The sequence below is a fragment of the Bradyrhizobium sp. JHI2711 genome (assembly GCF_056156565.1).
In genome coordinates this window covers 372641-394435 of the sequence record NZ_JBPZPT010000001.1, presented here as the reverse complement: position 1 = coordinate 394435, position 21795 = coordinate 372641, and the positions used below count along the sequence as shown (strand labels likewise).

The window sequence follows — 21795 nt, the reverse complement described above, 5'->3', positions numbered from 1 at the left end:
CCGCAGCTCGCGCGGTGGGCGGGGACGTCCCGCCCACCCGCTTTTTCATCCGCCTCAGGTGATCGCGATCGGACAGCCATTGCTGCCGGTCGCGCCTTTGATCGGCGACGGCGTGAAGCAGTAGACGAACTGGTACTTCTTGTCGGCAATCAACTCGTCGAAGATCAGGTTCTCGTGGTTGAGAATGCCGTGCTTGGTCTGCAATTCGGAATGAACCGCGAAAGCGAGCGACTTGTCGGGATTGGGCACCACTTCGACCGCCCAGGTGTCGGCCGCAGTCAGCGCGAGATCCTTCTCAATGATCCACTTCGCGGCATCGAGACCGATTCCAGGCTCGCCGCTATTGTACCGATCATTGTTCTTCATCCACAGGGAGCCCCAGCCGGTGTGGAACATGATCGCATCGCCCGGCTTGATGTCGCTCTCCGCGATGCTTTGCTTCGCGAGCGCCGCCTTGATATCGGCCGAGGTGATCTCTTGGCCCGCGTCCATCATGCCGCCCTTCAGCGCGACCATATCGATCAGGTGGGCGCGTGTGAACAGCGGCTTGAGCTTCTCGGCGCCAAGCTTCTTCAGGCCGTAGGCGTCGCTGATCTCAGCGGCGGTGAAGCCGTTGTAGAAGCGCATCTCGCTCTTGTCGCCGTCCTTGCCCAGCTGGATGCCGATATGGCCGAGCCCGTCGAATTGTGTGCCGGTCTGGCCGATCTCGGTAGCGAGAAACTCGTCGTGATAGACGAGCTTGTTGTCGCCGAACGGGCCGCCAGTCGGCCCGCCGGGAATGCGCAACGAGAATGCGCGGGCGCCGAACAACGGCATGCCTTGCTCGTAAACGCGCCCGATCTTGTAGATCTTGCCATCCTTGATCCACTTCACGGCATCAAGAACCTTCGCCGGTGTCATATGGTTCGACGCGCCAGCCTCGTCGTCCTTGCCCCATTTCGAGGGCCACCAAGGCTTGTCCACGCCCTTTGGCATCGTTGTGGTTTGGGCCTGGGCCGCTGTGATCGGTGCGAGTGAGAACTTGCCGTGCATCGCACCTGCGAATGCCGCCCCAGCCGCACCAGCAAGGCCTGCCGTGCGGAGCAAGGTCCGGCGATCGGTCGCAGCACCGCCCTTCTCTTCGTCGCCTTTGGTGTCGTCCATCGCTTCCTCCCGGGTTGTGCCCGCTGAGATCGGGCTTAAGATCCTGTTTTCGGAATGCTCGTCCTCCATTAGGCTGTTGTCCAGCGACAAAAATAAGACCAGGGTTGAGGACGCCGATGAGCCTGTTCGAGAGCGACAAATCCGCCGAGCGGACTCCGGTGTCACTGATCACCGGCTTTCTTGGCAGCGGCAAGACCACACTGCTCAACCGCCTGCTACGCCACGACGCGATGAAGGACAGCGCCGTCGTCATCAACGAATATGGCGAGGTCAGCCTCGACCACCTCCTCGTGGAACGCGTGGATGGCGAAGTCGCCGTGCTTGCGAGTGGTTGTATTTGCTGCACTATTCGCAGCGATCTGGAAGAGACCCTGCGCGCGCTGCTGGTGCGCCGCGATCGTGGCGAGGTCCCGCCGTTCCGCAGGATTTTGGTCGAGACGACGGGGTTGGCTGATCCCGCTCCCATCGCTCAGCTGCTGCTGAACAACCCCTTGGTCTCGCATTTCCTGCGGCTCGACACCGTGGTGACGACCGTCGACGCGGTCAATGCTGCGCGGCAGCTCGACCGCCAATACGAGGCGGTGAAGCAGGTCGCGCTCGCTGACCGGCTGCTGATCACCAAGCGCGATTTAGTCAATGATACTGACGCACTGGACTTGCGGCTTCGTCGGCTCAATCCTAGCGCCAGGATCGAGAACGTGGCGCATGGCGATGTCGATCCGGCTCAACTGTTCGGCGCCGCCCTCATTGACCCCGAAAAGAAGACAGCCGATATCGAGCGCTGGCTCAACGAGCAGGCGTTCGCCGACGTCGCCAAGGCTGCACATGAGCGCGCCCATCATCACGATGACGGTCATGCCCATCACGAGCATCATAGCCACGATGCATCGATCCTTAACTTCATGATCGCATTCGACGATCCCCTTGACTGGATGGCCGTATCGCGCTGGCTCGCGCATCTGCGCGCCACCCGGGGAGAGGACCTCTTGCGGGTCAAGGGCATCTTGAATCTTCGTGATGAAGCGGCGCCGGTCGCGGTCCATGGCATCCACCACGTCTTCCATCCGCCGGTGGCGCTTGCAAAATGGCCCAATACCGACCGCCGTTCGCGCATCGTGTTCATCACCCGTGGCATTCCGCGTCACGAGGTGCTTGACCTCTGGCAGGAGGCCCACGCGGGCGCTTGACCACCACAAAGACCGCTCGCGAAGGTTTTTGAGAGGGCGCTTCGTCCGGACGCGGCCTCAGACGCGGGCGTCTGACGGCGCCCGCTGCTTGAGCAGCCGCGCGCAGACGAGGCCGAGCAGCACCATGATCGCGGCGCTCGAAGACAGGGTCGCCATCTTGCCGGCATGCTGAAGCCCGAAGCCATAGGCGAGCGGTCCCACCGTCTGTCCCATGAAGAAGAAGAACGAATGCAGCGACATTGCCGTGGCGCGCGCCTCGACCGAGAGCTCGCTGGCGAAGACCTGGAGACAGCCATGGGCGATGTAGAAGCCCCAGCCCATCACGACGAGATTCAGCGCCTGCACTTCCCAGCGTGGACCGAAGGCGACGGCGATGAGCTGTGAGGCCACCAGCGTCATCCCTGCGATCATCATGCCCTTCACGCCGAGCCAAGGCAGCAGGCGCGACACCGTCAGCGTGTAGAACAGGCCGCCGACCGCAAAGCCGGCGATGACGATGCCGGCGATCGATAGCGAGGTCTGGCCGAGCTCGAACAGGAACGAAGCGATGTAAGGAAACAGCCCGAGCACGCAGCAGCCTTCGATGAACACCGCCGAATAGCAGACATAGGCATTCGGGTTGGTGAAGATAGTGCGATAGCCGGCCTTCAACGCCGACAGGCTCGTCTTCGGCGGATGCTTGACCTTGGCGCCACGAAAGCCGGCCGCGACCGCGATCGATGCGATGATCACCAGGACACCGAGCACCGCCAGCACGCCGCGCCAGCCGAGGAAATCACCGATCAGGCCTGAGGCCGAGGCGCCGAGCAGATTGCCCGTCATGGCGCCGGCGAGCGTGCGGCTGATCGCAACCTGGCGCTTCTCGGGACCGACGAGGTCGCTGGTCAGGCTGAGCGCCACCGGAAATACGCCGCCCGAGCCGATCCCCGCGAGGATGCGGGTTGCGAACAGAACCGAGAACGACGTCGAGAATGCGCCCAGGATGTTGGCAAGGCCGAGCAGCGCGAGGCAGCCGATCATCAGCCGCGTCTTGCCGAACAGGTCGGCGGCGGCTCCGATAATCGGCTGGATGATCGAGAAGGTGAAGGCGAACACCGCGGCAAAGCCCGCGGCGGTGGCGATGCTGACGCCAAAATCCTCGGCGACGTGCGGCAGCACCGGATCGAGCGCGCGAGCCGACAAGGCAGCGGCAAAGCTTGCGCCTGAGATGACGTAGAGCGCCGTCGGCAAGCCATCTTGCGGCCGCGCCTCGCTCTGTTGCATCAGCGCGGATTCTTTGCCAGAGCGTCGAACGCCATCAGCCGGGCGATGAGCCCCTCGAACTCGCGCAGCGGCACCATGTTGGGGCCGTCCGACGGCGCGCGATCGGGATCGGGATGAGTCTCGATGAAGACGCCGGCAACGCCGACTGCCACCGCCGCACGTGCGAGCACGGGCACGAATTCGCGCTCGCCGCCCGAGGACGTCCCCTTCCCGCCCGGCTGCTGCACCGAATGGGTGGCGTCGAAGATCACGGGCGCGCCGGTGGTGCGCGCCAGGATCGGCAGCGCGCGCATGTCGGACACGAGCGTGTTGTAGCCGAATGAGGCGCCGCGCTCGGTAACGAGCACGTTCGGATTGTTCGCGCTCGTGATCTTGGCGACGACATTGGCCATGTCCCAGGGCGCCAGGAACTGGCCCTTCTTGACATTGACAACCTTGCCTGTCGCAGCCGCCCCCAGCAGCAGATCGGTCTGCCGGCACAGAAAGGCTGGAATCTGCAGGATGTCCACGGCCTGCGCCACCTCGGCGCATTGCGTGGCTTCGTGCACGTCGGTCAGAACCGGCAAGCCGAGCGAGGATCGGATTTCCGCGAAGATCGGCAGCGACTGCGCAAGACCCAGCCCGCGCGCCGCCGCCGCGCTGGTGCGATTGGCCTTGTCGAACGAGGTCTTGTAGACGAGGCCGATGTTCAGCCGCTCCGCGATCTCCTTCAGCGCGGAGGCGACCTCCAGCGCATGCTGGCGGCTCTCGAGCTGGCAGGGCCCGGCAATGACCGCGATCGGCAAATCATTGCCGAACTTGACCCTGCCGATGGTGACGACCGGCGCCGCTGAATTCGAAGAGCTCAAGGCACATCCCTCGTTTCGGCGCGACCATAGCCGGCATGAGGGTCGGATCAACCCTCTTCCGCCCGGACGGTCCGAATATCAGGGTTGCGCCAGGGTTCCCTGCCCGCCGCCTGCTACTTCACCGCCGAGAAGGCGGTCGGCGCCAGGATCTGGCTGACGATGTTGGCGACGATCTGGCCGTCGGCTTCGCTCTCGGCGCGCGCCTTCATCCAGTCCGGATCGGTCATGAACGCGCCCCACTTCTTCTCGCGCTCGGCAAGCGAATCCCAGGCGAGGAAATAGGTCAGCTCCTGGTTGGATTCGCCGATCAGGGTGGTGAAGAACCCGGCCTGCTTGATGCCATGCTTCTCCCAGATCTTGAGCGTGGCGGTCTCGAACCGCTTGAGCAATGCCGGTAGGCGGCCGGGCACGCAACGATAGATACGCATTTCGTAGATCATTCTTGCTCCCTCCCTGGCAGGAGAGGCGGTTATACCCGCTGGCCACAACTCTGTCTTGAGCCTCACCCGGGGCCCCCTCATGGCGTTCCGCGCATAGCTCGATAGCGCGGGGCCAGCGCTCTTGATAATGTGCAGGCTCGGTCCGGACGTATCAGCCGCCGACTGCCCGAGAGCAATCGGCAAAACGACCGAAGCGATCAAAGGGGGCGAAGGCAATGACCTATTTTGATCTCGGACCCTACAGCCGCAAAATCAGCACGACTTCGCCCGATGCGCAGCTCTGGTTCGACCGAGGGCTCAACTGGGTGTTCGGATTCAACCACGGCGAGGCGATCAAATGTTTTCGCAAGGCGCTCGAGTTCGATAGCAGCTGCGCCATGGCGCATTGGGGCATCGGCTACGCCGCGGGTCCCAACTACAACCTGCCCTGGGTCCGCTATGACGCACAAGGCCGTCAATTGGCGCTGGCGGCATCATACGATGCGACGCAGAACGCGCTCGCGCAGGCGGATAAGGCGAGCCCGGTCGAGCAAGCGCTGATCCGCGCCTTGTCGGTGCGCTATCCGCAGCGTGAAGCGATCGAGGACATGGCGCCGTGGGACAAGGCCTTCACGCGAGAGATGCGAAAGGTCTTCGCCACCTATCCCGACGATCTCGAGGTCCTCGCCATCTTTGCCGAATCGATCATGAACGAGACGCCGTGGTTGATGTGGGACCTCTCGTCTGGAGAACCCACCAAGGGCGCTGGCACCGAGGAATGCAGGGCCGTGCTCGAACAAGCTTTCGATCGATGGCCGGCTGCGTGGAATCATCCGGGTCTGCTCCATCTCTACGTCCACCTCATGGAGATGTCGCCCTTCCCGCAACGGGCGATGCGGGCCGGGGACCGGCTGCGCGGGATCGCTCCCGATAGCGGCCATCTGATCCACATGCCGACGCATCTCGACGTGCTGTGCGGACAGTACAACGACGTCCTGCTCTACAACCAGAAGGCGCTGGCGACCGACCGCAGGTTCCTCGCCTATTCGGACGATCCGGGTGTCTACCTGGTCTATGTCATTCACAACTTCCACTTCGCCATCTACGGCGCGATGTTCCTGGGTCAATACGCCCCCGCGATCGCAGCGGCCGAGGAACTCATTGCCACCGTGCCCGAGCCAGTGCTGCGCATTCAATCGCCCCCGATGGCGGACTTCCTAGAAGGCTATTTGACGATGAAGCAGCACGTTCTCGTGCGTTTCGGCAAATGGCACGACATCATTGCCCAACAGCTACCGGAGGATCGGCAGCTATACTGCTCGGTGACGGCGATGATCCACTACGCCAAGGCGGTGGCTCATTCGGCGCTTGGCCACATAACTGAGGCCGAAACCGAGAAAGCGTTGTTCGCACAGGCGAAGACGCGCGTGCCGGAGAGCCGACTCGTGCACAACAACAAGGTCATCGCCCTGCTCGACGTGGCCGAAGCCATGTTGAATGGCGAACTGGAATATCGCAAAGCCAACTACGACTTTGCGTTCGCTGAGCTGCGCCGATCCGTCGCGCTCAGCGACGCCCTGCCCTATGACGAGCCGTGGGGATGGATGCAGCCACCGCGTCACGCACTCGGCGCGCTGCTGCTGGAGCAGGGAAGGATCCAGGAAGCCGAGGCGGTGTACCGTTCCGATCTCGGCCTCGACGGAAAGCTGAGCCGGGCCTGCCAGCATCCCGACAATCTGTGGTCGCTTCACGGCTTGCACGAATGTCTCATGCGACGTGGCGACAAGGCCGAGAGGCCGCTGATCAAGCAGCGACTTGACCTTGCCCAGTCGCGGGCGGAGGTGCCGATCAAGGCATCTTGCTTCTGCCGCAGGATGGACATCGCGGCCGCGTAGCCGGACGTGCGAGCAAGACTTTGTCAGGGCAGACCCAGCCGGCTACACCAGCCGGCTCTGCTTCGCCGCTGCCTCGATGAACGAGGCGAACAGCGGATGCGGCTCGAAGGGGCGCGACTTCAGCTCGGGGTGGAACTGGACACCGATGAACCAGGGGTGATCCTCGTACTCGACGATTTCAGGCAGCACACCGTCGGGCGAGAGGCCTGAGAATTTAAGGCCGTGCTGCTCGAGGCGGTCCTTGTAGGCGGTATTGACCTCGTAGCGATGGCGGTGACGCTCGGAAATCTCGGTCGCGCCGCCATAGACCTGCGAGACCCGGCTGCCCCGGTTCAGCGTTGCCGGATAGGCGCCAAGCCGCATCGTGCCGCCGAGATCGCCGGCCTGCGAGCGCTTCTCGAGCTCGTTGCCGCGCAGCCACTCGGTCATCAGGCCGACCAGCGGCTCCTTGGTCGGGCCGAACTCGGTGGAATTGGCGTCCTCGATGCCGACGAGGTTTCGCGCGGCCTCGATCACCGCCATCTGCATGCCGAAGCAGATGCCGAAATACGGCACGTCGCGCTCGCGCGCGAACTGCGCTGCCTTGATCTTGCCCTCGGCGCCGCGCTGGCCGAAGCCGCCGGGCACCAGGATGCCGTTGACGTGCTCGAGGAACGGCGCCGGATCTTCCTTCTCGAAGATCTCGCTCTCGATCCAGTCGAGATTGACCTTCACCTTGTTGGCGATGCCGCCATGCGAGAGCGCCTCGATCAGCGATTTGTACGCATCCTTCATGCCGGTGTACTTGCCGACGATGGCGATGGTGACGTTGCCTTCGGGGTTGCGGATGCGCTCGTTGATCTCCTGCCAGCTGCGCAGCTCCGGCGGAATCCGAGAGGCGATCCCGAAAGCGGCGAGCACCTCGTCGTCGAGGCCCGCATTGTGGTAGGCCTCGGGCACCGCGTAGATGTTGTCGACGTCGCGCGCCTCGATCACGGCGCTTTCGCGCACGTTGCAGAACAGCCCGAGCTTGCGCCGCTCTTCCTTCGGGATCTCGCGATCGGTGCGGCAGAGCAGGATGTCCGGCTGGATGCCGATCGAGCGCAGCTCTTTCACCGAGTGCTGCGTCGGCTTGGTCTTCAATTCACCAGCGCTCGGAATGTAGGGCAGCAGCGTCAGATGGATGTAGACGGCATGATCGCGCGGCAGTTCGTTCTTGAGCTGGCGAATCGCCTCGAAGAACGGGAGGCCCTCGATGTCGCCGACGGTGCCGCCGATCTCGACCAGCACGAAGTCGTAATCGTCGTTGCCGTCGAGGACGAATTCCTTGATGGCGTTGGTGACGTGCGGAACGACCTGGATAGTCGCGCCGAGATAATCGCCGCGGCGCTCCTTGGAGATGATGTCCTGGTAGATGCGCCCCGTGGTGATGTTGTCGGCCTTGGTCGCGGGACGGCCGGTGAAGCGCTCGTAGTGACCGAGGTCGAGATCGGTCTCCGCGCCGTCATCGGTCACGAACACTTCGCCGTGCTGATACGGCGACATCGTTCCGGGATCGAGGTTGAGATAGGGGTCGAGCTTGCGGAGGCGGACCTTGTAGCCCCGGGCCTGCAGCAGGGCACCCAGTGCCGCCGAAGCCAGACCCTTGCCGAGCGAAGAAACCACGCCGCCGGTGATGAATATGTACCGCGCCATGGGACTTAACCTCTAATCCCCTAAATACGATTCGCCAAAGCGATTCGTATTCCGCCCCAAAGATTTTGCGGGCCTGTGGGTGAGCCGAAACGAAGAGTGATGACAGGGCCTTGATGGGGATTGTTGATGCAGGACGGTAGCCGCCGCCCTGCATGCCCCCCCTGCTTTATTGCGAGCGCGGCACCTGGGGACCGGTCGGAGCCGGCGCCTGTTGCTGCTCGTCCGCCTTCTTCAGAGAATCCAGGATGCCGCCCGAGGTCGGCGGCGCGATCGGCGACCCGCCGACCGGCTGGGTCTGCGAGGGCTGGCCGATGATCGACGACGGCTTGCGGTCGTAACCGGCATACCAGGACAGAAACAGGCTGGTGAGGAAGAAGCCGACGGCCAGGATCGCCGTGGTCCGCGTCAGCAGGTTCGCGGTGCCGCGGCTCGACATGAAGCCCGCACCTCCGCCCATGCCGAGACCGCCGCCTTCCGACTTCTGGAGCAGGACGGCCCCGATCATGACGGCGACGATCATGAGGTGGATGATGATGACAACGGTCTGCATGATATCCTTCCGTCACAAGCGGGCGGCGCCTGACGGCGGCCGAGCGCGCTTCGCGGGTTTTCCTGAAGTTGCGCGGTGTTACACGATCGTCGGGGGTATTGCCACCCCCGATCAGATCCGGACCAACGGTCCGAATGAGTTAGGGGCAGCCTTTGGCAATCGCAAGGAAGTCGGCCGCTTTCAGGCTGGCGCCGCCGACGAGTGCCCCGTTGACGTTAGTCACCGCCATCAGCTCGGCCGCATTCGAGGGCTTGACCGAGCCGCCGTAGAGAATGCGCATCTTGGCACCGTCAGCCTTGAACCGGGAGGTCAGGAGTTCCCGGATAAACCCATGAATCTGCTCGACATCCTTGGCTGTGGGGGTCAGCCCGGTGCCGATCGCCCAGACCGGCTCATAGGCCACGACCAGATTGGCCGCCGTCGCGCCATCGGGCAGCGAGCCGGCGAGCTGGCCGCGCAGGATGTCCAGGGTCTGGCCGGCGTCGCGCTGGCCCTGCGTTTCGCCAATGCAGACGATCGCAATGACCCCGGCGCGCCAGGCCGCCTCGGCCTTCTGCCGGATCAGCGCATCGTCCTCGCCGTGGTCGGCGCGGCGCTCGGAATGGCCGACTATGATGGCCGTCGCGCCTGCATCGGAGAGCATTTCGGCGGCGATATCGCCAGTATGAGCGCCGGAGGCCTTGGGATGGCAGTCCTGGGCCCCGATCGCGACCTTCTTGCCGCGCGCCTTCTCGGCGAACGCCGCAACCAGGGTCGCCGGCGGGCAGACCAGCAGGTCCGCGTTGCCAGCCACGTCTGCCGCGCCGTTGAGCATGGCGTCGAATTCAGCAGCCTGGGCTTTCAGGCCGTTCATTTTCCAATTGCCCGCGATCAGCGGTCGGATGGCGTCGGTCATGTCAATGTCCAGCAGAATGAGGTTTGTTCTTGCGCTAGCAGAGGTGCCCCTGCAGTTCCAGAGACCAGAGGCCCTTTCGCCGCAGCTTCAAGCGGTTGCCCGAGGCGAGGTTGCGGGGGGAAAGCCGCCACTTTATGATGATCTATCAATTTGGTGACGCGCTTTTGCGGAATCTGCATTAAGACGCGCTCCGTTCCCCTTCCTGACCAAACAAGTTGGACCAAATGCTCCGAGGAATACGCAAGGCCTCATCGAACTGGCTCGGCAAGATCGTTATGGCCGTGGTGATGGGCGTGTTGATCATCAGTTTCGGCATTTGGGGCATTGCTGACATCTTCAAGGGCTTCGGCCAGTCCACGGTCGCCAAGATCGGCAGCACCGAGATCTCGCTCAACGAGTTCCGCCAGATCTACACCGACCGCCTGCAACAGATCAGCCGCCAGTTCGGCCGTCCGTTGACGCCCGACCAGGCGCGCGCGTTCGGCCTTGACCGCCAGGTGCTGCAGCAGACCATTGCCGAGGCCGCGCTCGACGAAGAGGCGCGCCGGCTCGGCCTTGGCCAATCCGACGAGCAGATCCGCCAGCTCATCATGAACGACCCCAACTTCAAGGGTATCGGCGGCAATTTCGACCCCAATCGCTTCCAAGCCTTGATCCGCAATTTCGGCTACACCGAGCAGCGCTATGTCGCCGAGCAGCGCAAGGTATCGCTGCGCCGGCAGATCACCGGCACGGTCGGCGCCGGCCTCGAGCCCCCGAAGGCCATGGTCGACGTCCTGACGCGCTACCAGAACGAACAACGCTCGATTGAATTCGTCCGGCTCGACGCCGCGCAGGCCGGTCCGATCGACCCGCCCTCGCCCGAGGCGCTCGCCGCCTATTTCGAGGATCACAAGGTCCAGTTCCGCGCGCCCGAATATCGCAAGATCTCCTTTGTCGTGGTCTCGCCGGAAGAAATCGGCAAATGGACCGAGGTCTCCGATGAGGACGCCAAGAAGATGTTCGAGCAGCGCAAGGATCGGCTGGGCACGCCTGAGAAGCGCCAGATCCAGCAGATCGTGTTTCCGAACGTTGCCGAAGCGCAGGCCGCTCGCGAGCGCCTCGTCGGCGGGACGTCCTTCGAGGACATCGGCAAGGAACGCGGGCTGAGCGCCTCCGACGTCGACCTGGGGCTTGTGACCAAGTCTTCGCTCGCGCCCGCCGTCGGCGATGCCGCGTTCGCGCTGCCTGCCGGCGAGATCAGCCAGCCGATCCAGAGCGGGCTCGGCGTCGCGATCGTCAGGGTCGACAAGATCGAGCCGGGCGCCGAGGCCGACTACGCCAAGCTTGCCGGCGACATCAAGCGCGAGATCGCGACTGAGCGTGCACGCGTCAAGGTCGCCGACCTCCGCGACAAGATGGAAGACGAGCGTGGCGGCGGCTCCAGCGTGATCGACGCGGCGCAGAAGCTCGGCCTCACCGCCGTGACCATCGAGGCCGTCGACCGCTCCGGTCGCGCCCCGAACGGCCAGCCGGTCGCCAGCATCCCGCAGGGCCTCGACGTGGTATCGCAGGCCTTCAACACCGATGTCGGCGTCGACAACGACGCGATCTCGTTCAAAGGCGGCTATGTCTGGTACGACGTGCTCGCCATCACCCCCTCGCGCGACCGCAATCTCGACGAGGTCCGCGATCAGGTCGAGGCGCGATGGCGCCAGGACCAGATCGCCGCCAAGCTGAAGGCCAAGGCGACCGAGATGGTGCAAAAGCTCGATGCGGGCGGCAAGCTCGCCGACGAGGCCACCGCCGTCGGCGCCAAGGTCGAGACCGCGAGCGGCTTCAAGCGCGACGACTCGCCCGTCGGCGTGCCCGGCACCGTCGTGGCGGCGGCCTTCCGCACCGACAAGGACGGCATCGGACAGACGGCCGTGAGCGGCGGCAGCGAGGTGATCGTGTTCCGCGTCACCGACATCGTCGATCCCGCGGTCGACTTTGCCTCCGACGCGGTCAAGAAGCTGAAGGAGAGCCTCGACCGCGCCCAAACCGAGGAGCAGGTCGCTTCCTACGTCAACAAGCTTGAAACCGACATCGGGACCACCATTAATCAGGCCGCCTTCGCGCAGGTGACCGGCGCGAACCAGTGAGTTGAAAGCACGCGATGGACGACCTGAAATCGATCATTGGAAAAGTGGCGACCGGCGCTAGCCTGTCGCGTGACGAAGCCGCTTCCGCCTTCGATGCCATGATGAGCGGCGAGGCCACGCCCTCGCAGATGGGCGGGCTCTTGATGGCGCTGCGGGTGCGCGGCGAGACCGTGGACGAGATCACCGGCGCGGTCGCGGCGATGCGCGCGAAGATGCTGACCGTGCAGGCGCCGCCGGAGGCAGTCGACATCGTCGGCACCGGCGGCGACGGCTCCGGCTCGGTCAACGTCTCGACTTGCGCGTCCTTCATCGTCGCGGGCGCCGGCGTGCCCGTGGCCAAGCACGGCAACCGCGCGCTGTCGTCGCGCTCGGGCGCCGCCGACGTGCTGGCCTCGCTCGGGGTGAAGATCGATCTCAAGCCGGAGCAGGTCGGCCGCTGCGTGCGCGAATGCGGCATCGGCTTCATGTTCGCCCCCGCCCACCATCCCGCCATGAAGAACGTCGGCCCGACCCGGGTCGAGCTCGCCACGCGCACGATCTTCAATCTGCTCGGTCCCCTGTCGAATCCGGCCGGCGTGAAACGGCAGATGGTCGGCGTGTTCTCCAGGCAATGGGTACAGCCGCTGGCGCAGGTGCTGAAGAATCTCGGCTCCGACTCCGCCTGGGTGGTGCACGGGTCCGATGGTCTCGACGAGATCACCCTCACCGGCCCGACCTTCGTCTCCGCGCTCCGCAACGGCGAGATCCGGAATTTCGAGGTGACGCCGGAGGAAGCCGGGCTCCCGCGTTGCGAGGCCGGTGCGCTCAAAGGCGGTGACGCCGATGCCAACGCGATCGCGTTGCAGAGCGTGCTCGACGGCAAGCCGAGCCCCTATCGCGACGTGGCGCTGCTCAACGCAGCCGCCGCGCTGGTCGTGGCCGGCCGCGCCAAGGACCTCAAGGAGGGCGTCGCGATCGGCGTTCGCTCGATCGACAGCGGCGCAGCCAACGCGAAGCTGAAGCACCTGGTCACGGTCTCCAAGAGCTGAACTCCCGCATGTCCGACATCCTGACCAAGATCGAGACCTACAAGCGCGAGGAGATCGCGGCGGCGAAGCGAGCGCGTCCGCTCTCCACCGTCGAGGCGCAGGCCAAGGCCGCCTCCGCGCCGCGCGGCTTCCTGCGCGCGATCAAGGCAAAGCACGCCAAGGGCGGCTACGCGCTGATTGCCGAGATCAAGAAGGCCTCGCCCTCCAAGGGACTCATTCGCGCCGATTTCGACCCGCCGGCACTCGCAAAGGCCTATGAAGCCGGCGGCGCCGCCTGCCTGTCGGTGCTGACCGACACGCCCTCGTTCCAGGGCCATCTCGACTTCATGGTAGCCGCGCGCGAAGCAACCTCGCTCCCCGTGCTGCGCAAGGATTTCCTGTTCGATCCCTATCAGGTGGTCGAGGCCCGCGCACACGGCGCCGACTGCATCCTGATCATCATGGCGGCGCTCGATGACGCCGCGGCAAGAGACCTCGAAGACGCCGCCCTCGCCTACGGCATGGACGTCTTGATCGAGATCCATGACCGCGCCGAGCTCGACCGGGCGCTGAGACTTCGCTCGCCGATGATCGGGGTCAACAACCGTAATCTTCGGACCTTCGAAACCACGCTCGCGACCAGCGAGGCCTTGGCGCCGCTGATCCCTTCGGACCGGCTGATGGTCGGCGAGAGCGGCATCTTCACGCCCGCCGACCTCGCCCGGCTCGAGCGCGTCGGCATGTCGACGTTCCTGGTCGGCGAGAGCCTGATGCGGCAGGCCGACGTCACGGCGGCGACGCGCGCGCTGCTCGCGCGCGAGGCCAGCGCGCGCGCCACAGGCGCGCGCTGATGGCGCGCCAGCCAGCGAAGACCATTTCAGCCAAGACGAAGCCGGCCAAAGCCAAGGCCGGGCCGGCCCTTACCCATATCGGCGCCTCCGGCGAGGCGCGGATGGTCGACGTCTCGGACAAGCCAGCGACGGAGCGGCTGGCGGTCGCCGAGGGCCACGTCGTCATGACCAAGGCGACGCTCGATCTGATCGTGTCGGGCAACGCCAAGAAAGGCGACGTGCTCGGCACCGCGCGCATCGCCGGCATCATGGCCGCCAAGCGCACCTCGGAGCTGATCCCGCTCTGCCATCCGCTCGCCCTGTCGAAGGTCATTGTCGATATCGAGCCTGACGCCAAGCTGCCGGGCTGCGTGGTACGGGCCACCGTGAAGGTGACGGGACCGACCGGCGTCGAGATGGAGGCGCTCACGGCGGTGTCGGTCGCCTGCCTCACCATCTACGACATGATCAAGGGCGTCGAGCGCGGCGTGCGCATCGAGGGCATCCATCTGGTCGAGAAGCTCGGCGGCAAATCCGGCCATTACCGCGCCTGACGCGGGCTTGCGTTAGCGCCCCACTTTCGCGCCGCGCGCATGGATTGCTTTTGCGCGCGGGTATTCACGTCTCGTTAACCGCGCTTCCTAACTTTACTTCCACACCGCCACCGTAAACCAACGGATGTTCTCGGGGTCCTGAATTGATCCTGACGTGTGCGCGGCAACGATCCAGCATGAAGATGAAATTCGGCAGTCGTCTCTTTGACCAGGTCTTCGTGCGCAGCGGCCCGATCCGCTGGCTTGTGGTTGGCGGCACGCTGCTGATCGCGGCCATCGCCATAGGCTCGGTCCTGATGGCGCAGAACTTCCGGGAGCGGGCGCTGCGCAATTCCGGCCGCGAGCTGGAAAACACCGTGCTGCTGCTTGCTCATCATTTCGATCAGCAATTGCAGGACTTCGCCGTCATCCAGAAGGGTTTCGTCGACTACGTCCGCACCACCGGAATTACCTCCGGAGAGGAGTATCGCAAGCGCCTCTCGGGCGAGGACGTGCACCGGATGCTGCGGTCGAAGATCGAGGCGCTGCCCTATATGGGCGGCCTCAACATCATCGATGCCGAAGGCAATCTGATCAATTCGTCGACCGCATGGCCGACGCCCAAAGTGAATGTCGCCGATCGCGCCTACTTCCGCACCTTCAAGTACGATCCCAATGCGCCTGATGTCCTGATCGAGCCGCTGCACAGCCGCGTCTCCGGTGCGTGGACCATTCTGGTGGCCCGGAGGGTCGTCGGGCCACGCGGCGAGTTCCTCGGCGTGGTCGGACGCGGGATCGAACCCGCCAATTTCGAGAAATTCTTCGCCTCCGTGGTGCTCGGCGAAGGCGCGACGATCTCGATGCTGCATCGCGACGGCACACTGCTCGCCCGCTATCCGCAGTCCGGCGAATTGATGGGGCGAAACTTCAAGACCGGACCGTTCGAGCATCAAAGGGTGTTCGGGCTCGATCATTTCGCCGGCCGCTTCAACAGCCCCGTCGACGGCGAGGACCGGCTGATCTCCTCCCGTGCCCTGCCCCACTTCCCGATCCTGGTGATGGCCACCACGACGCGCGCAGCGGCCTTGGCTGACTGGCGCGAGCAGATCGGCATTCTGATCTCGATCGCAGCCTCTTCCGCGCTCGCGATCGCAGGCGTGCTGATTGCCGTCGTGCGCAAGCTGCTGGAGCAGCACCGCCTTTCGCGCGAACAGCTGACGCTGGAGAAGCAGCGGCTCGACCGCGCGGTCAACAACATGACGCAGGGCCTGTTGCTGTTCGATTCCGAGCAGCGGCTCGTGGTCTGCAACCAGCGCTACATCGAGATGTACGGCTTGTCGGCCGAGATCGTGAAGCCCGGCTGCAGCTTTCGCGACATCATCGCCCATCGCAAGACAACCGGCTCGTTCACCGGCGACGTCGATGCCTACGTCGCGCGTGTCCTGAAGGACATCCATCTCCGCAACTCCATGGTGGTCGATACCGCCGACGGCCGTTCGATCCACATCCTCAACGAACCGCTCGCGGATGGCGGCTGGGTGGCGACCCATGAGGACATCACGGAGCGCCGTCGCATCGAGGAGCGCATCACCCACCTCGCACATTACGACGCGCTGACGGACCTGCCCAACCGTGCCATGTTCCACGAGCATCTGCGGCAGGAGCTGGCCGCAGTCCGCGACGGCGAGCAGGTCGCGATCCATTACATCGACATCGACGAGTTCAAGGGCGTCAACGACGCGCTCGGCCATCTCGTCGGCGACGAGCTGTTGAAATCGATCGCGACGAACCTCCGCCGCTGTGCCGGCCCGACAGACTTCGTGGCGCGGCTCGGCGGCGACGAATTTGCCATCGTCCAGGGCGCGGTGACGTCGTTGAATCAGGTCAACGAGCTCGTCGCACGCGTCTTCGAAACCATCCGCACGCCGTTCGACTGCATGGGTCATCATCTCACCAGCGACGCCAGCATCGGCATTGCGCTGGCGCCGGAGCACGGCACGGCGCTCGACCAGATCCTGAAGAATGCGGACATGGCAATGTACGCGGCCAAGTCCGCCGGACGCCACACCTACCGCTTCTTCGAGCCGGACATGGACGCCAAGGTCCGCGAACGCCGCCAGCTCGAGGGCGACCTGCGCCACGCCATCGCACAAGGCGGTCGCAAGGGTGGGCTCGAGGTGTATTACCAGCCCTGCCTCGGCCTGAAGGACGACCGCATCACCGGCTGCGAGGCTTTGGTGCGCTGGCGCCATCCCGAGCGCGGCTGGGTCTCGCCGGCCGACTTCATCCCGATCGCCGAAGACACCGGCCTGATCAACGAGATCGGCGAATGGGTGCTGGCGACCGCGTGCCGGGACGCGGCAAGCTGGCCCGACGACATCCGCCTCGCCGTCAACGTCTCGCCGGTGCAGTTCAAGAGCGGCACGCTGGCACTGAAGATCATGGCGGCGCTCGCCGCGTCGAACCTGCCGGCGAGCCGGCTCGAGCTCGAGATCACCGAGGCAGTCCTGATCCGCGACGACGATGCCGCGCTTGCCATCCTGCACCAGCTCCGCGCCATCGGCGTGCGCATCGCGCTCGACGATTTCGGCACCGGCTACTCGTCACTGAGCTATCTGCACCGCTTCCCGTTCGACAAGATCAAGATCGACCGCTGCTTCGTCGAGGACATCGCCCGTCCCGACGGCTCCGCCAGCATCGTTCAGGCCGTCGTCAACCTGGCGGCCGCCCGCCGCATGACCACGACGGCCGAGGGCGTCGAGACCGAGGAGCAGCGGCGCCTGCTGCGCACGCTCGGCTGCTCCGAGATGCAGGGCTATCTGTTCAGCGCCGCCAAGCCCGCCGACAAGATGCTGGAGTTGTTCGCGCTGCACCGCAGCCGGCTCGCCCGGCGCGAAGGCAGCGAGAGCCGCCGCCGCGAGGTCGGTTAGGTCGAAACGGCGCTGGAAACGAAATCGCCCGGAAGCGGTCCTCCGCTCCCGGGCGAAACATGATCCGGAACGTCGTAAGATCTAGTTCGGCACTGCAGCCTTCGTCGCGCGCTTGGCAGCGACGGCATTTGCCGTAACGCCGTGGAGGAAGTCGTAGGCTGCGTGCAGAGCCTTATCGTCCTTCTCTTCCGGCGGAACGTAGGACTGCGATCCGGTCTGCTCGGTGCCGTCGGCCGACAGATGCCCGCGCATCTGGGATTCCGCCATGGTGTCCATCCGCCCCTTCAGCTCGGGCGGCACGTCCTGGAGGATCTCGATGTCGGGCGCGATGCCTTGGGCCTGAATCGAGCGGCCCGACGGCGTGTAGTAGCGCGCCGTGGTCAGCGCCAGCGCGCCATTGCCGGAGCCGAGCGGAATGATGGTCTGCACCGAGCCCTTACCAAACGATCGCGTGCCGATCAACGTCGCGCGCTTGTGGTCGTGCAGCGCACCGGCAACGATCTCCGAGGCCGAGGCCGAGCCGCCGTTGATCAGCACCACGATCGGCTTGCCTTTGGTGAGGTCGCCGCCATGGGCGGTGAAGCGCTGGGTTTCTTCCGGACTGCGGCCGCGGGTCGAAACGACCTCGCCGCGCTGCAAGAAGGCGCTCGACACCGACACGGCCTGGTCGAGCAGGCCGCCCGGATTGTTGCGCAGATCAACCACGTAGCCGGCGAGCTTCTCCGGCGGGACCTGCTTGGAGACCGAGGCGATCGCCTTCTTCAGGCCGTCGGCGGTCTGCTCGTTGAACGAGGTGATGCGGATATAGCCGATGTCGCCGTTCTCGACGCGGAAGCGCACCGGACGCACATGGATGATCTCGCGCGTGATCGCAACCTCGAGCGGCGCATCCGCACCCTTGCGGATGATGGTCAGCTTGGTCTTGGTGTCGACCGGTCCCTTCATCTTGTTGACCGCCTGCTCGAGCGTCATGCCCTGCACGGCCTCGCCGTCGATCTTGCCGATGAGGTCGCCGGACATGATGCCGGCCTTCGAAGCCGGCGTGTCGTCGATCGGCGAGACGACCTTGACGAGGCCATCCTCCATCGTGACCTCGATGCCGAGCCCGCCGAACTCGCCGGAGGTGGTCTCCTGCATCTCGGTCCAGGCCTTGGCGTTCATGTAGCGCGAATGCGGGTCGAGCGAGGTCACCATGCCGGTGATCGCCCCCTCGATCAGCTTGGCATTGTCCGGCTTCTCGACATAGCTGGCCTTGACCCGCTCGAACACCGCGCCGAACAGATTGAGCTGGGAATAAGCATCACCCGCACTCACTGCCGCCCGCGCTGCCCATACGCCGCCCTGCGGGCTGGCTACCAGAAGGGTCAGGCACGCTCCCGTGAGCGTGCCCAGGGGGAACAGCAGGGTTTTCCGCATGAAGGTGCCTTTTGTGCTTGGCGTTTCTCTTGAGGCTGGGAGACGCCATGCAAATGGCGATCCAGTCCATCTCTCACAATACCATTCTGGTTTCTTCAAGGCCGGGATGCCGCGCTGGCGGGTACACCGAAGAAATCCCTTCGCCTTGGCCTAAACTTTTGGCAACGTTCCGAAACTGTTTCGAAGCAACACGACACCGGTCCGGGCCGCCCACGCTTCGCAGCTATGCGATTTTAGGATGGTTTTGGAGGGCCGGACGCGATAGGCGATGGCGACAAGACTTCAAATTCTCGGGAGGACAACAATGAATGAAGCGCCCCGCATCCGGCCGGAACGGAACGTCGAGCTCGGCGCTAGCGACGAGCCGTTCCAGAACCTGCACGAGTTCATCCGGAAGGCGCGCGCCAACCTCAACCAGAATGCCTGGGACTACATCATCGGCGCCGCCGAGACCGAGACCACGATGCGGCGCAACCGCATGGCGCTCGACGAGATCGCCTTCCGCCCGCGCGTGCTGCGCGACGTGCGCAGGATCGATGGCAGCGTCGAGCAGTTCGGCCGCAAGCTGCGTCTGCCGGTGGTGCTGGCTCCCGTCGGCGCACTCGAGATCTTCGATCCGGATGGCGCGGCGAGCGTCGCGCGCGCTGCGGGCAGGTTCGGCGCGGCGCACATGCTGAGCTCGGTGTCCGAGCCCGGCCTCGAGACGACCGCCGAGGCTGCCCCCGATGCACTGCGTCTCTATCAACTCTATGTCCGCGGCGACGATGCCTTCGTCGCCGACGTCGTCGGCCGGGCCGAGAAGAACGCCTATGCCGCCTTCTGCCTGACCGTCGACACCGCCCATTACAGCCGTCGTGAACGTGACATCGCCAAGCGCTACGTTCGCGAGAGCCGCCTGCGCGCCACCGGCGGCGATTTCCAGAAGGGCCTGGAGTGGCGGACCGTGAAGATGATCAAGGACACGTTCAAAATTCCGCTGATCCTCAAGGGTATCGCCACGGCCGAGGATGCGCAGATCGCGCTCGATCACGGCGTCGAGTGGATCTACGTCTCCAACCATGGCGGACGCCAGCTCGACCACGGCCGCGGCGCCATGCACGTGCTGCCGGAGATCGTCGACGCCGTGAAGGGCCGCGCCAGGATCATGGTCGACGGCGGCTTTTGCCGCGGCACCGACATCGTCAAGGCGATCGCGGCGGGCGCCGACCTCGTCGGCATCGGCCGGCTGCAATGCTGGGCGCTGGCGGCAGCCGGCGAAGCCGGCGTCGCGCGGATGCTGGAGTTGCTCGAAGACGAGGTGCTGCGCTGCCTCGGCCTCCTGGGCGCCACCTCATTCGCCGAGCTCGACAAATCCTGCCTGCATCCGGCGGCCGCCACCAACGCGCCCAGCGTGTTCAGCGCGTTCCCGCTGTTCGACCACGAGCCCTATCGTTACTGACGCGCCATACCGAAGTGAAAAGGACGCAATGACATCGCTCTCTCCCGGCAGCGCGGATGCGCTGCTGTTCGACCTCGGGCGCGTTGTGCTCGACATCGACTTCTCCAAGGCGATCGCCTGCTGGGCGGGACATGCCGGCTGCCAGCCCGAGGCCATCATCGCGCGCTATGTGCGCGACGAGGCCTACCGGTTGCACGAGATGGGCAAGATCAGCGATGGGGACTATTTCGCCTCGCTGCGGTCCTCGCTCGGGATCGGCATCTCGGATGCGCAATTCCTGGAAGGCTGGAACGCGATTTTCGCCGGCGAGATGCCTGATATCGCCGAGCTGCTGCCGCGGGCGGCGAAGCAGATGCCGCTCTATGCCTTCTCCAACACCAATCGGCCGCACGTCGACTATTTCTCGAAGGAATATGCCGGTCTGCTCGGCCATTTCCGCGAGCTGTATCTGTCCTCCAGCATCGGCCTGCGCAAACCGGATGCCGAGGCCTTCGACCATGTCGTGGCGGCGATCGGCGTGCCGGCCGAGCGCATCGTGTTCTTCGACGACCTCGCCGAGAACATCGAGGGAGCGCGGGCGCGCGGGTTGACCGCCGTGCATGTCACCTCGCCGCGTGATGTCGGGAACGCATTGAAAGCACTGGGAATCTGAGCCGCGGGAAAGCCCGGAGCGCGCTCACTTGCCGGAACAAAAACTGCTGAAGATGTGGAACCTGATCACTTTGTGCATTTTTATACAGAGTTCCGGGAACGGAATACCACCCTTCGGACTCATGAGTCCGTTGGAACTTCTACATTGGACTGATCGACGTGCTGGGCAAGACCTATCTCACCAAGCAAGCCTCTCTCCTGCTCGAATTCGCCAGAACCACCTCGGATTCTGACCTCTCCGCCAAGCTGATCAGCAAGGCCGCCGACCTAAAATCCCAGGCGGACCCGCTGCCGGACAAGGATCAGGGTCCCAAGCCGCCCGACGTCGCGGATTTCAGTCCGGGCGATCCGACGGGGCGTTGAACGATGTTGGCCGTGGCGCTCGTCATTCTCGTCCTTGCCATGGCAATCCTCGTTCCGGTCTGTCTCGCCTTCCGCATCATGCCGCGGCGGAGTTGAGCCCGCTCAGACGTCAGAGTGCTCGCGTTCCTGTGCGGGATGCTTGATCGCAAGAACGACGATTTCGCCGGCCTCTACCTCCAGCCGGTAGTAAACCAGGTAACGGTACCGCCGCGTTACCAGCTTGCGCACGCCCTCGACCTCCTGCCGTCGTCCAAGTTGCGGAAAGCGAACAAGATCTCGAAGGGATTCAAGGATCGCAGCGCGCACGCGCAATGCGCCTTTGGGGCTGTGCTCCCTAACATAATCGGCAATCTCAATCAGATCCTTGGCCGCGCGTTGCGTAAATCTGAGCTTCATCGCTCGAAGCGGCGAAAGGCGGCTTCGATCTCGGCGTCAGACGCAAATTGCCGGAGGTTCGCCTGCGTGAGCCCCTCGAGGACCGCCGCAAGATGACCGGGATCGACTTCCTCAGCCTCCTCTCCGGCGTCGCTCAACGCCAACATGGCGCGTGCAATCTCGTCCTGGCTATCCGCAGGAAGCCGCCGCACGGCCTTCAGCGCCTTGTCGAGCAGTTCTGTCATTGGCAGAAGA

At 64.6% G+C, this 21795-nt stretch carries 20 protein-coding genes; 10 read left to right on the top strand and 10 right to left on the bottom strand.

The window, feature by feature from the left end; all coding sequences use genetic code 11:
- Window positions 1-54 precede the first annotated feature (54 nt).
- The gene (locus ACTEK7_RS01885) at window positions 55-1143 is read right to left on the bottom strand and encodes a cyclase family protein (protein ID WP_225147118.1); all 1089 of its coding nucleotides are present in this window, start codon (window positions 1141-1143) and stop codon (window positions 55-57) included.
- A gap of 116 nt (window positions 1144-1259) precedes the next feature.
- On the opposite strand from ACTEK7_RS01885, the gene ACTEK7_RS01880 reads away from it, so the two are divergent.
- Window positions 1260-2330 (top strand): CobW family GTP-binding protein, encoded by a 1071-nt coding sequence (locus ACTEK7_RS01880; protein WP_225147119.1) that lies wholly within the window; start codon window positions 1260-1262, stop codon window positions 2328-2330.
- Window positions 2331-2387: 57 nt separating this feature from the next.
- Here ACTEK7_RS01880 and ACTEK7_RS01875 read toward each other — a convergent pair whose 3' ends face one another.
- From ACTEK7_RS01875 to ACTEK7_RS01865, 3 genes are all read right to left on the bottom strand, one after another.
- A complete protein-coding gene (locus ACTEK7_RS01875) occupies window positions 2388-3593 on the bottom strand; it encodes an MFS transporter (RefSeq protein ID WP_225147120.1) in 1206 nt (401 codons plus the stop codon).
- Window positions 3593-4441, bottom strand: coding sequence for a 3-deoxy-8-phosphooctulonate synthase (gene kdsA / locus ACTEK7_RS01870; protein ID WP_225147121.1), 849 nt, complete (start codon window positions 4439-4441; stop codon window positions 3593-3595). Before kdsA ends, ACTEK7_RS01875 begins: the two co-directional genes overlap by 1 nt.
- A 113-nt stretch (window positions 4442-4554) precedes the next feature.
- Entirely contained in the window at window positions 4555-4881 is a 327-nt protein-coding gene (locus ACTEK7_RS01865) for an NIPSNAP family protein (protein WP_225147122.1), read from the bottom strand.
- A gap of 458 nt (window positions 4882-5339) precedes the next feature.
- Here ACTEK7_RS01865 and ACTEK7_RS01860 point away from each other — a divergent pair, with 458 nt between their 5' ends.
- A complete protein-coding gene (locus tag ACTEK7_RS01860) occupies window positions 5340-6755 on the top strand; it encodes a tetratricopeptide repeat protein (protein WP_225147123.1) in 1416 nt (471 codons plus the stop codon).
- Window positions 6756-6797: 42 nt separating this feature from the next.
- Here the strand turns inward: ACTEK7_RS01860 and ACTEK7_RS01855 are convergent, their stop codons facing one another.
- The 3 genes from ACTEK7_RS01855 to tpiA form a co-directional block, all read right to left on the bottom strand.
- Window positions 6798-8429 carry a CTP synthase gene (locus ACTEK7_RS01855; protein ID WP_100230731.1) on the bottom strand — a complete coding sequence of 544 codons (1632 nt, stop codon included), beginning with the start codon at window positions 8427-8429 and terminating at the stop codon, window positions 6798-6800.
- Between the two features lie 166 nt (window positions 8430-8595).
- Window positions 8596-8979 (bottom strand): preprotein translocase subunit SecG, encoded by a 384-nt coding sequence (gene secG / locus ACTEK7_RS01850; protein WP_225147124.1) that lies wholly within the window; start codon window positions 8977-8979, stop codon window positions 8596-8598.
- Window positions 8980-9118: 139 nt separating this feature from the next.
- Entirely contained in the window at window positions 9119-9874 is a 756-nt protein-coding gene (gene tpiA, locus ACTEK7_RS01845) for a triose-phosphate isomerase (protein WP_225147125.1), read from the bottom strand.
- A 224-nt stretch (window positions 9875-10098) separates the two neighbouring features.
- Here tpiA and ACTEK7_RS01840 point away from each other — a divergent pair, with 224 nt between their 5' ends.
- The 5 genes from ACTEK7_RS01840 to ACTEK7_RS01820 all read left to right on the top strand — a co-directional run bounded on the left by ACTEK7_RS01840 (window position 10099) and on the right by ACTEK7_RS01820 (window position 17297).
- Window positions 10099-11997, top strand: coding sequence for a SurA N-terminal domain-containing protein (locus ACTEK7_RS01840; protein WP_225147126.1), 1899 nt, complete (start codon window positions 10099-10101; stop codon window positions 11995-11997).
- A 14-nt stretch (window positions 11998-12011) separates the two neighbouring features.
- Window positions 12012-13025, top strand: a complete 1014-nt coding sequence (gene trpD, locus ACTEK7_RS01835) for an anthranilate phosphoribosyltransferase (RefSeq protein WP_225147127.1) — start codon at window positions 12012-12014, stop codon at window positions 13023-13025.
- 8 nt (window positions 13026-13033) lie between these two features.
- Window positions 13034-13855: an indole-3-glycerol phosphate synthase TrpC gene (gene trpC / locus ACTEK7_RS01830; RefSeq protein ID WP_225147128.1), complete on the top strand. Its 822-nt coding sequence runs from the start codon at window positions 13034-13036 to the stop codon at window positions 13853-13855.
- Entirely contained in the window at window positions 13855-14388 is a 534-nt protein-coding gene (moaC, locus tag ACTEK7_RS01825; RefSeq protein WP_225147129.1) for a cyclic pyranopterin monophosphate synthase MoaC, read from the top strand. The genes trpC and moaC overlap by 1 nt, the downstream gene beginning before the upstream one ends.
- A 176-nt stretch (window positions 14389-14564) precedes the next feature.
- The gene (locus ACTEK7_RS01820; protein ID WP_225147130.1) at window positions 14565-17297 is read left to right on the top strand and encodes a bifunctional diguanylate cyclase/phosphodiesterase; all 2733 of its coding nucleotides are present in this window, start codon (window positions 14565-14567) and stop codon (window positions 17295-17297) included.
- A gap of 81 nt (window positions 17298-17378) precedes the next feature.
- Here ACTEK7_RS01820 and ACTEK7_RS01815 read toward each other — a convergent pair whose 3' ends face one another.
- Window positions 17379-18713, bottom strand: a complete 1335-nt coding sequence (locus tag ACTEK7_RS01815) for a S41 family peptidase (protein ID WP_225125221.1) — start codon at window positions 18711-18713, stop codon at window positions 17379-17381.
- A gap of 304 nt (window positions 18714-19017) precedes the next feature.
- On the opposite strand from ACTEK7_RS01815, the gene ACTEK7_RS01810 reads away from it, so the two are divergent.
- The 3 genes from ACTEK7_RS01810 (at window position 19018) to ACTEK7_RS01800 (ending at window position 21165) form a co-directional block, all read left to right on the top strand.
- The gene (locus ACTEK7_RS01810; RefSeq protein ID WP_225147131.1) at window positions 19018-20151 is read left to right on the top strand and encodes an alpha-hydroxy acid oxidase; all 1134 of its coding nucleotides are present in this window, start codon (window positions 19018-19020) and stop codon (window positions 20149-20151) included.
- A 28-nt stretch (window positions 20152-20179) separates the two neighbouring features.
- Complete coding sequence (locus ACTEK7_RS01805) at window positions 20180-20803, top strand: HAD family hydrolase (RefSeq protein WP_225112522.1); 624 nt, start codon at window positions 20180-20182, stop codon at window positions 20801-20803.
- 158 nt (window positions 20804-20961) lie between these two features.
- Complete coding sequence (locus tag ACTEK7_RS01800) at window positions 20962-21165, top strand: hypothetical protein (RefSeq protein WP_109143631.1); 204 nt, start codon at window positions 20962-20964, stop codon at window positions 21163-21165.
- 102 nt (window positions 21166-21267) lie between these two features.
- On the opposite strand, the gene ACTEK7_RS01795 is transcribed toward ACTEK7_RS01800, so the two are convergent.
- Window positions 21268-21561 (bottom strand): type II toxin-antitoxin system RelE/ParE family toxin, encoded by a 294-nt coding sequence (locus ACTEK7_RS01795; RefSeq protein ID WP_109143630.1) that lies wholly within the window; start codon window positions 21559-21561, stop codon window positions 21268-21270.
- Window positions 21558-21785 carry a hypothetical protein gene (locus tag ACTEK7_RS01790; protein ID WP_225147132.1) on the bottom strand — a complete coding sequence of 76 codons (228 nt, stop codon included), beginning with the start codon at window positions 21783-21785 and terminating at the stop codon, window positions 21558-21560. The genes ACTEK7_RS01795 and ACTEK7_RS01790 overlap by 4 nt, the downstream gene beginning before the upstream one ends.
- Window positions 21786-21795 lie beyond the last annotated feature (10 nt).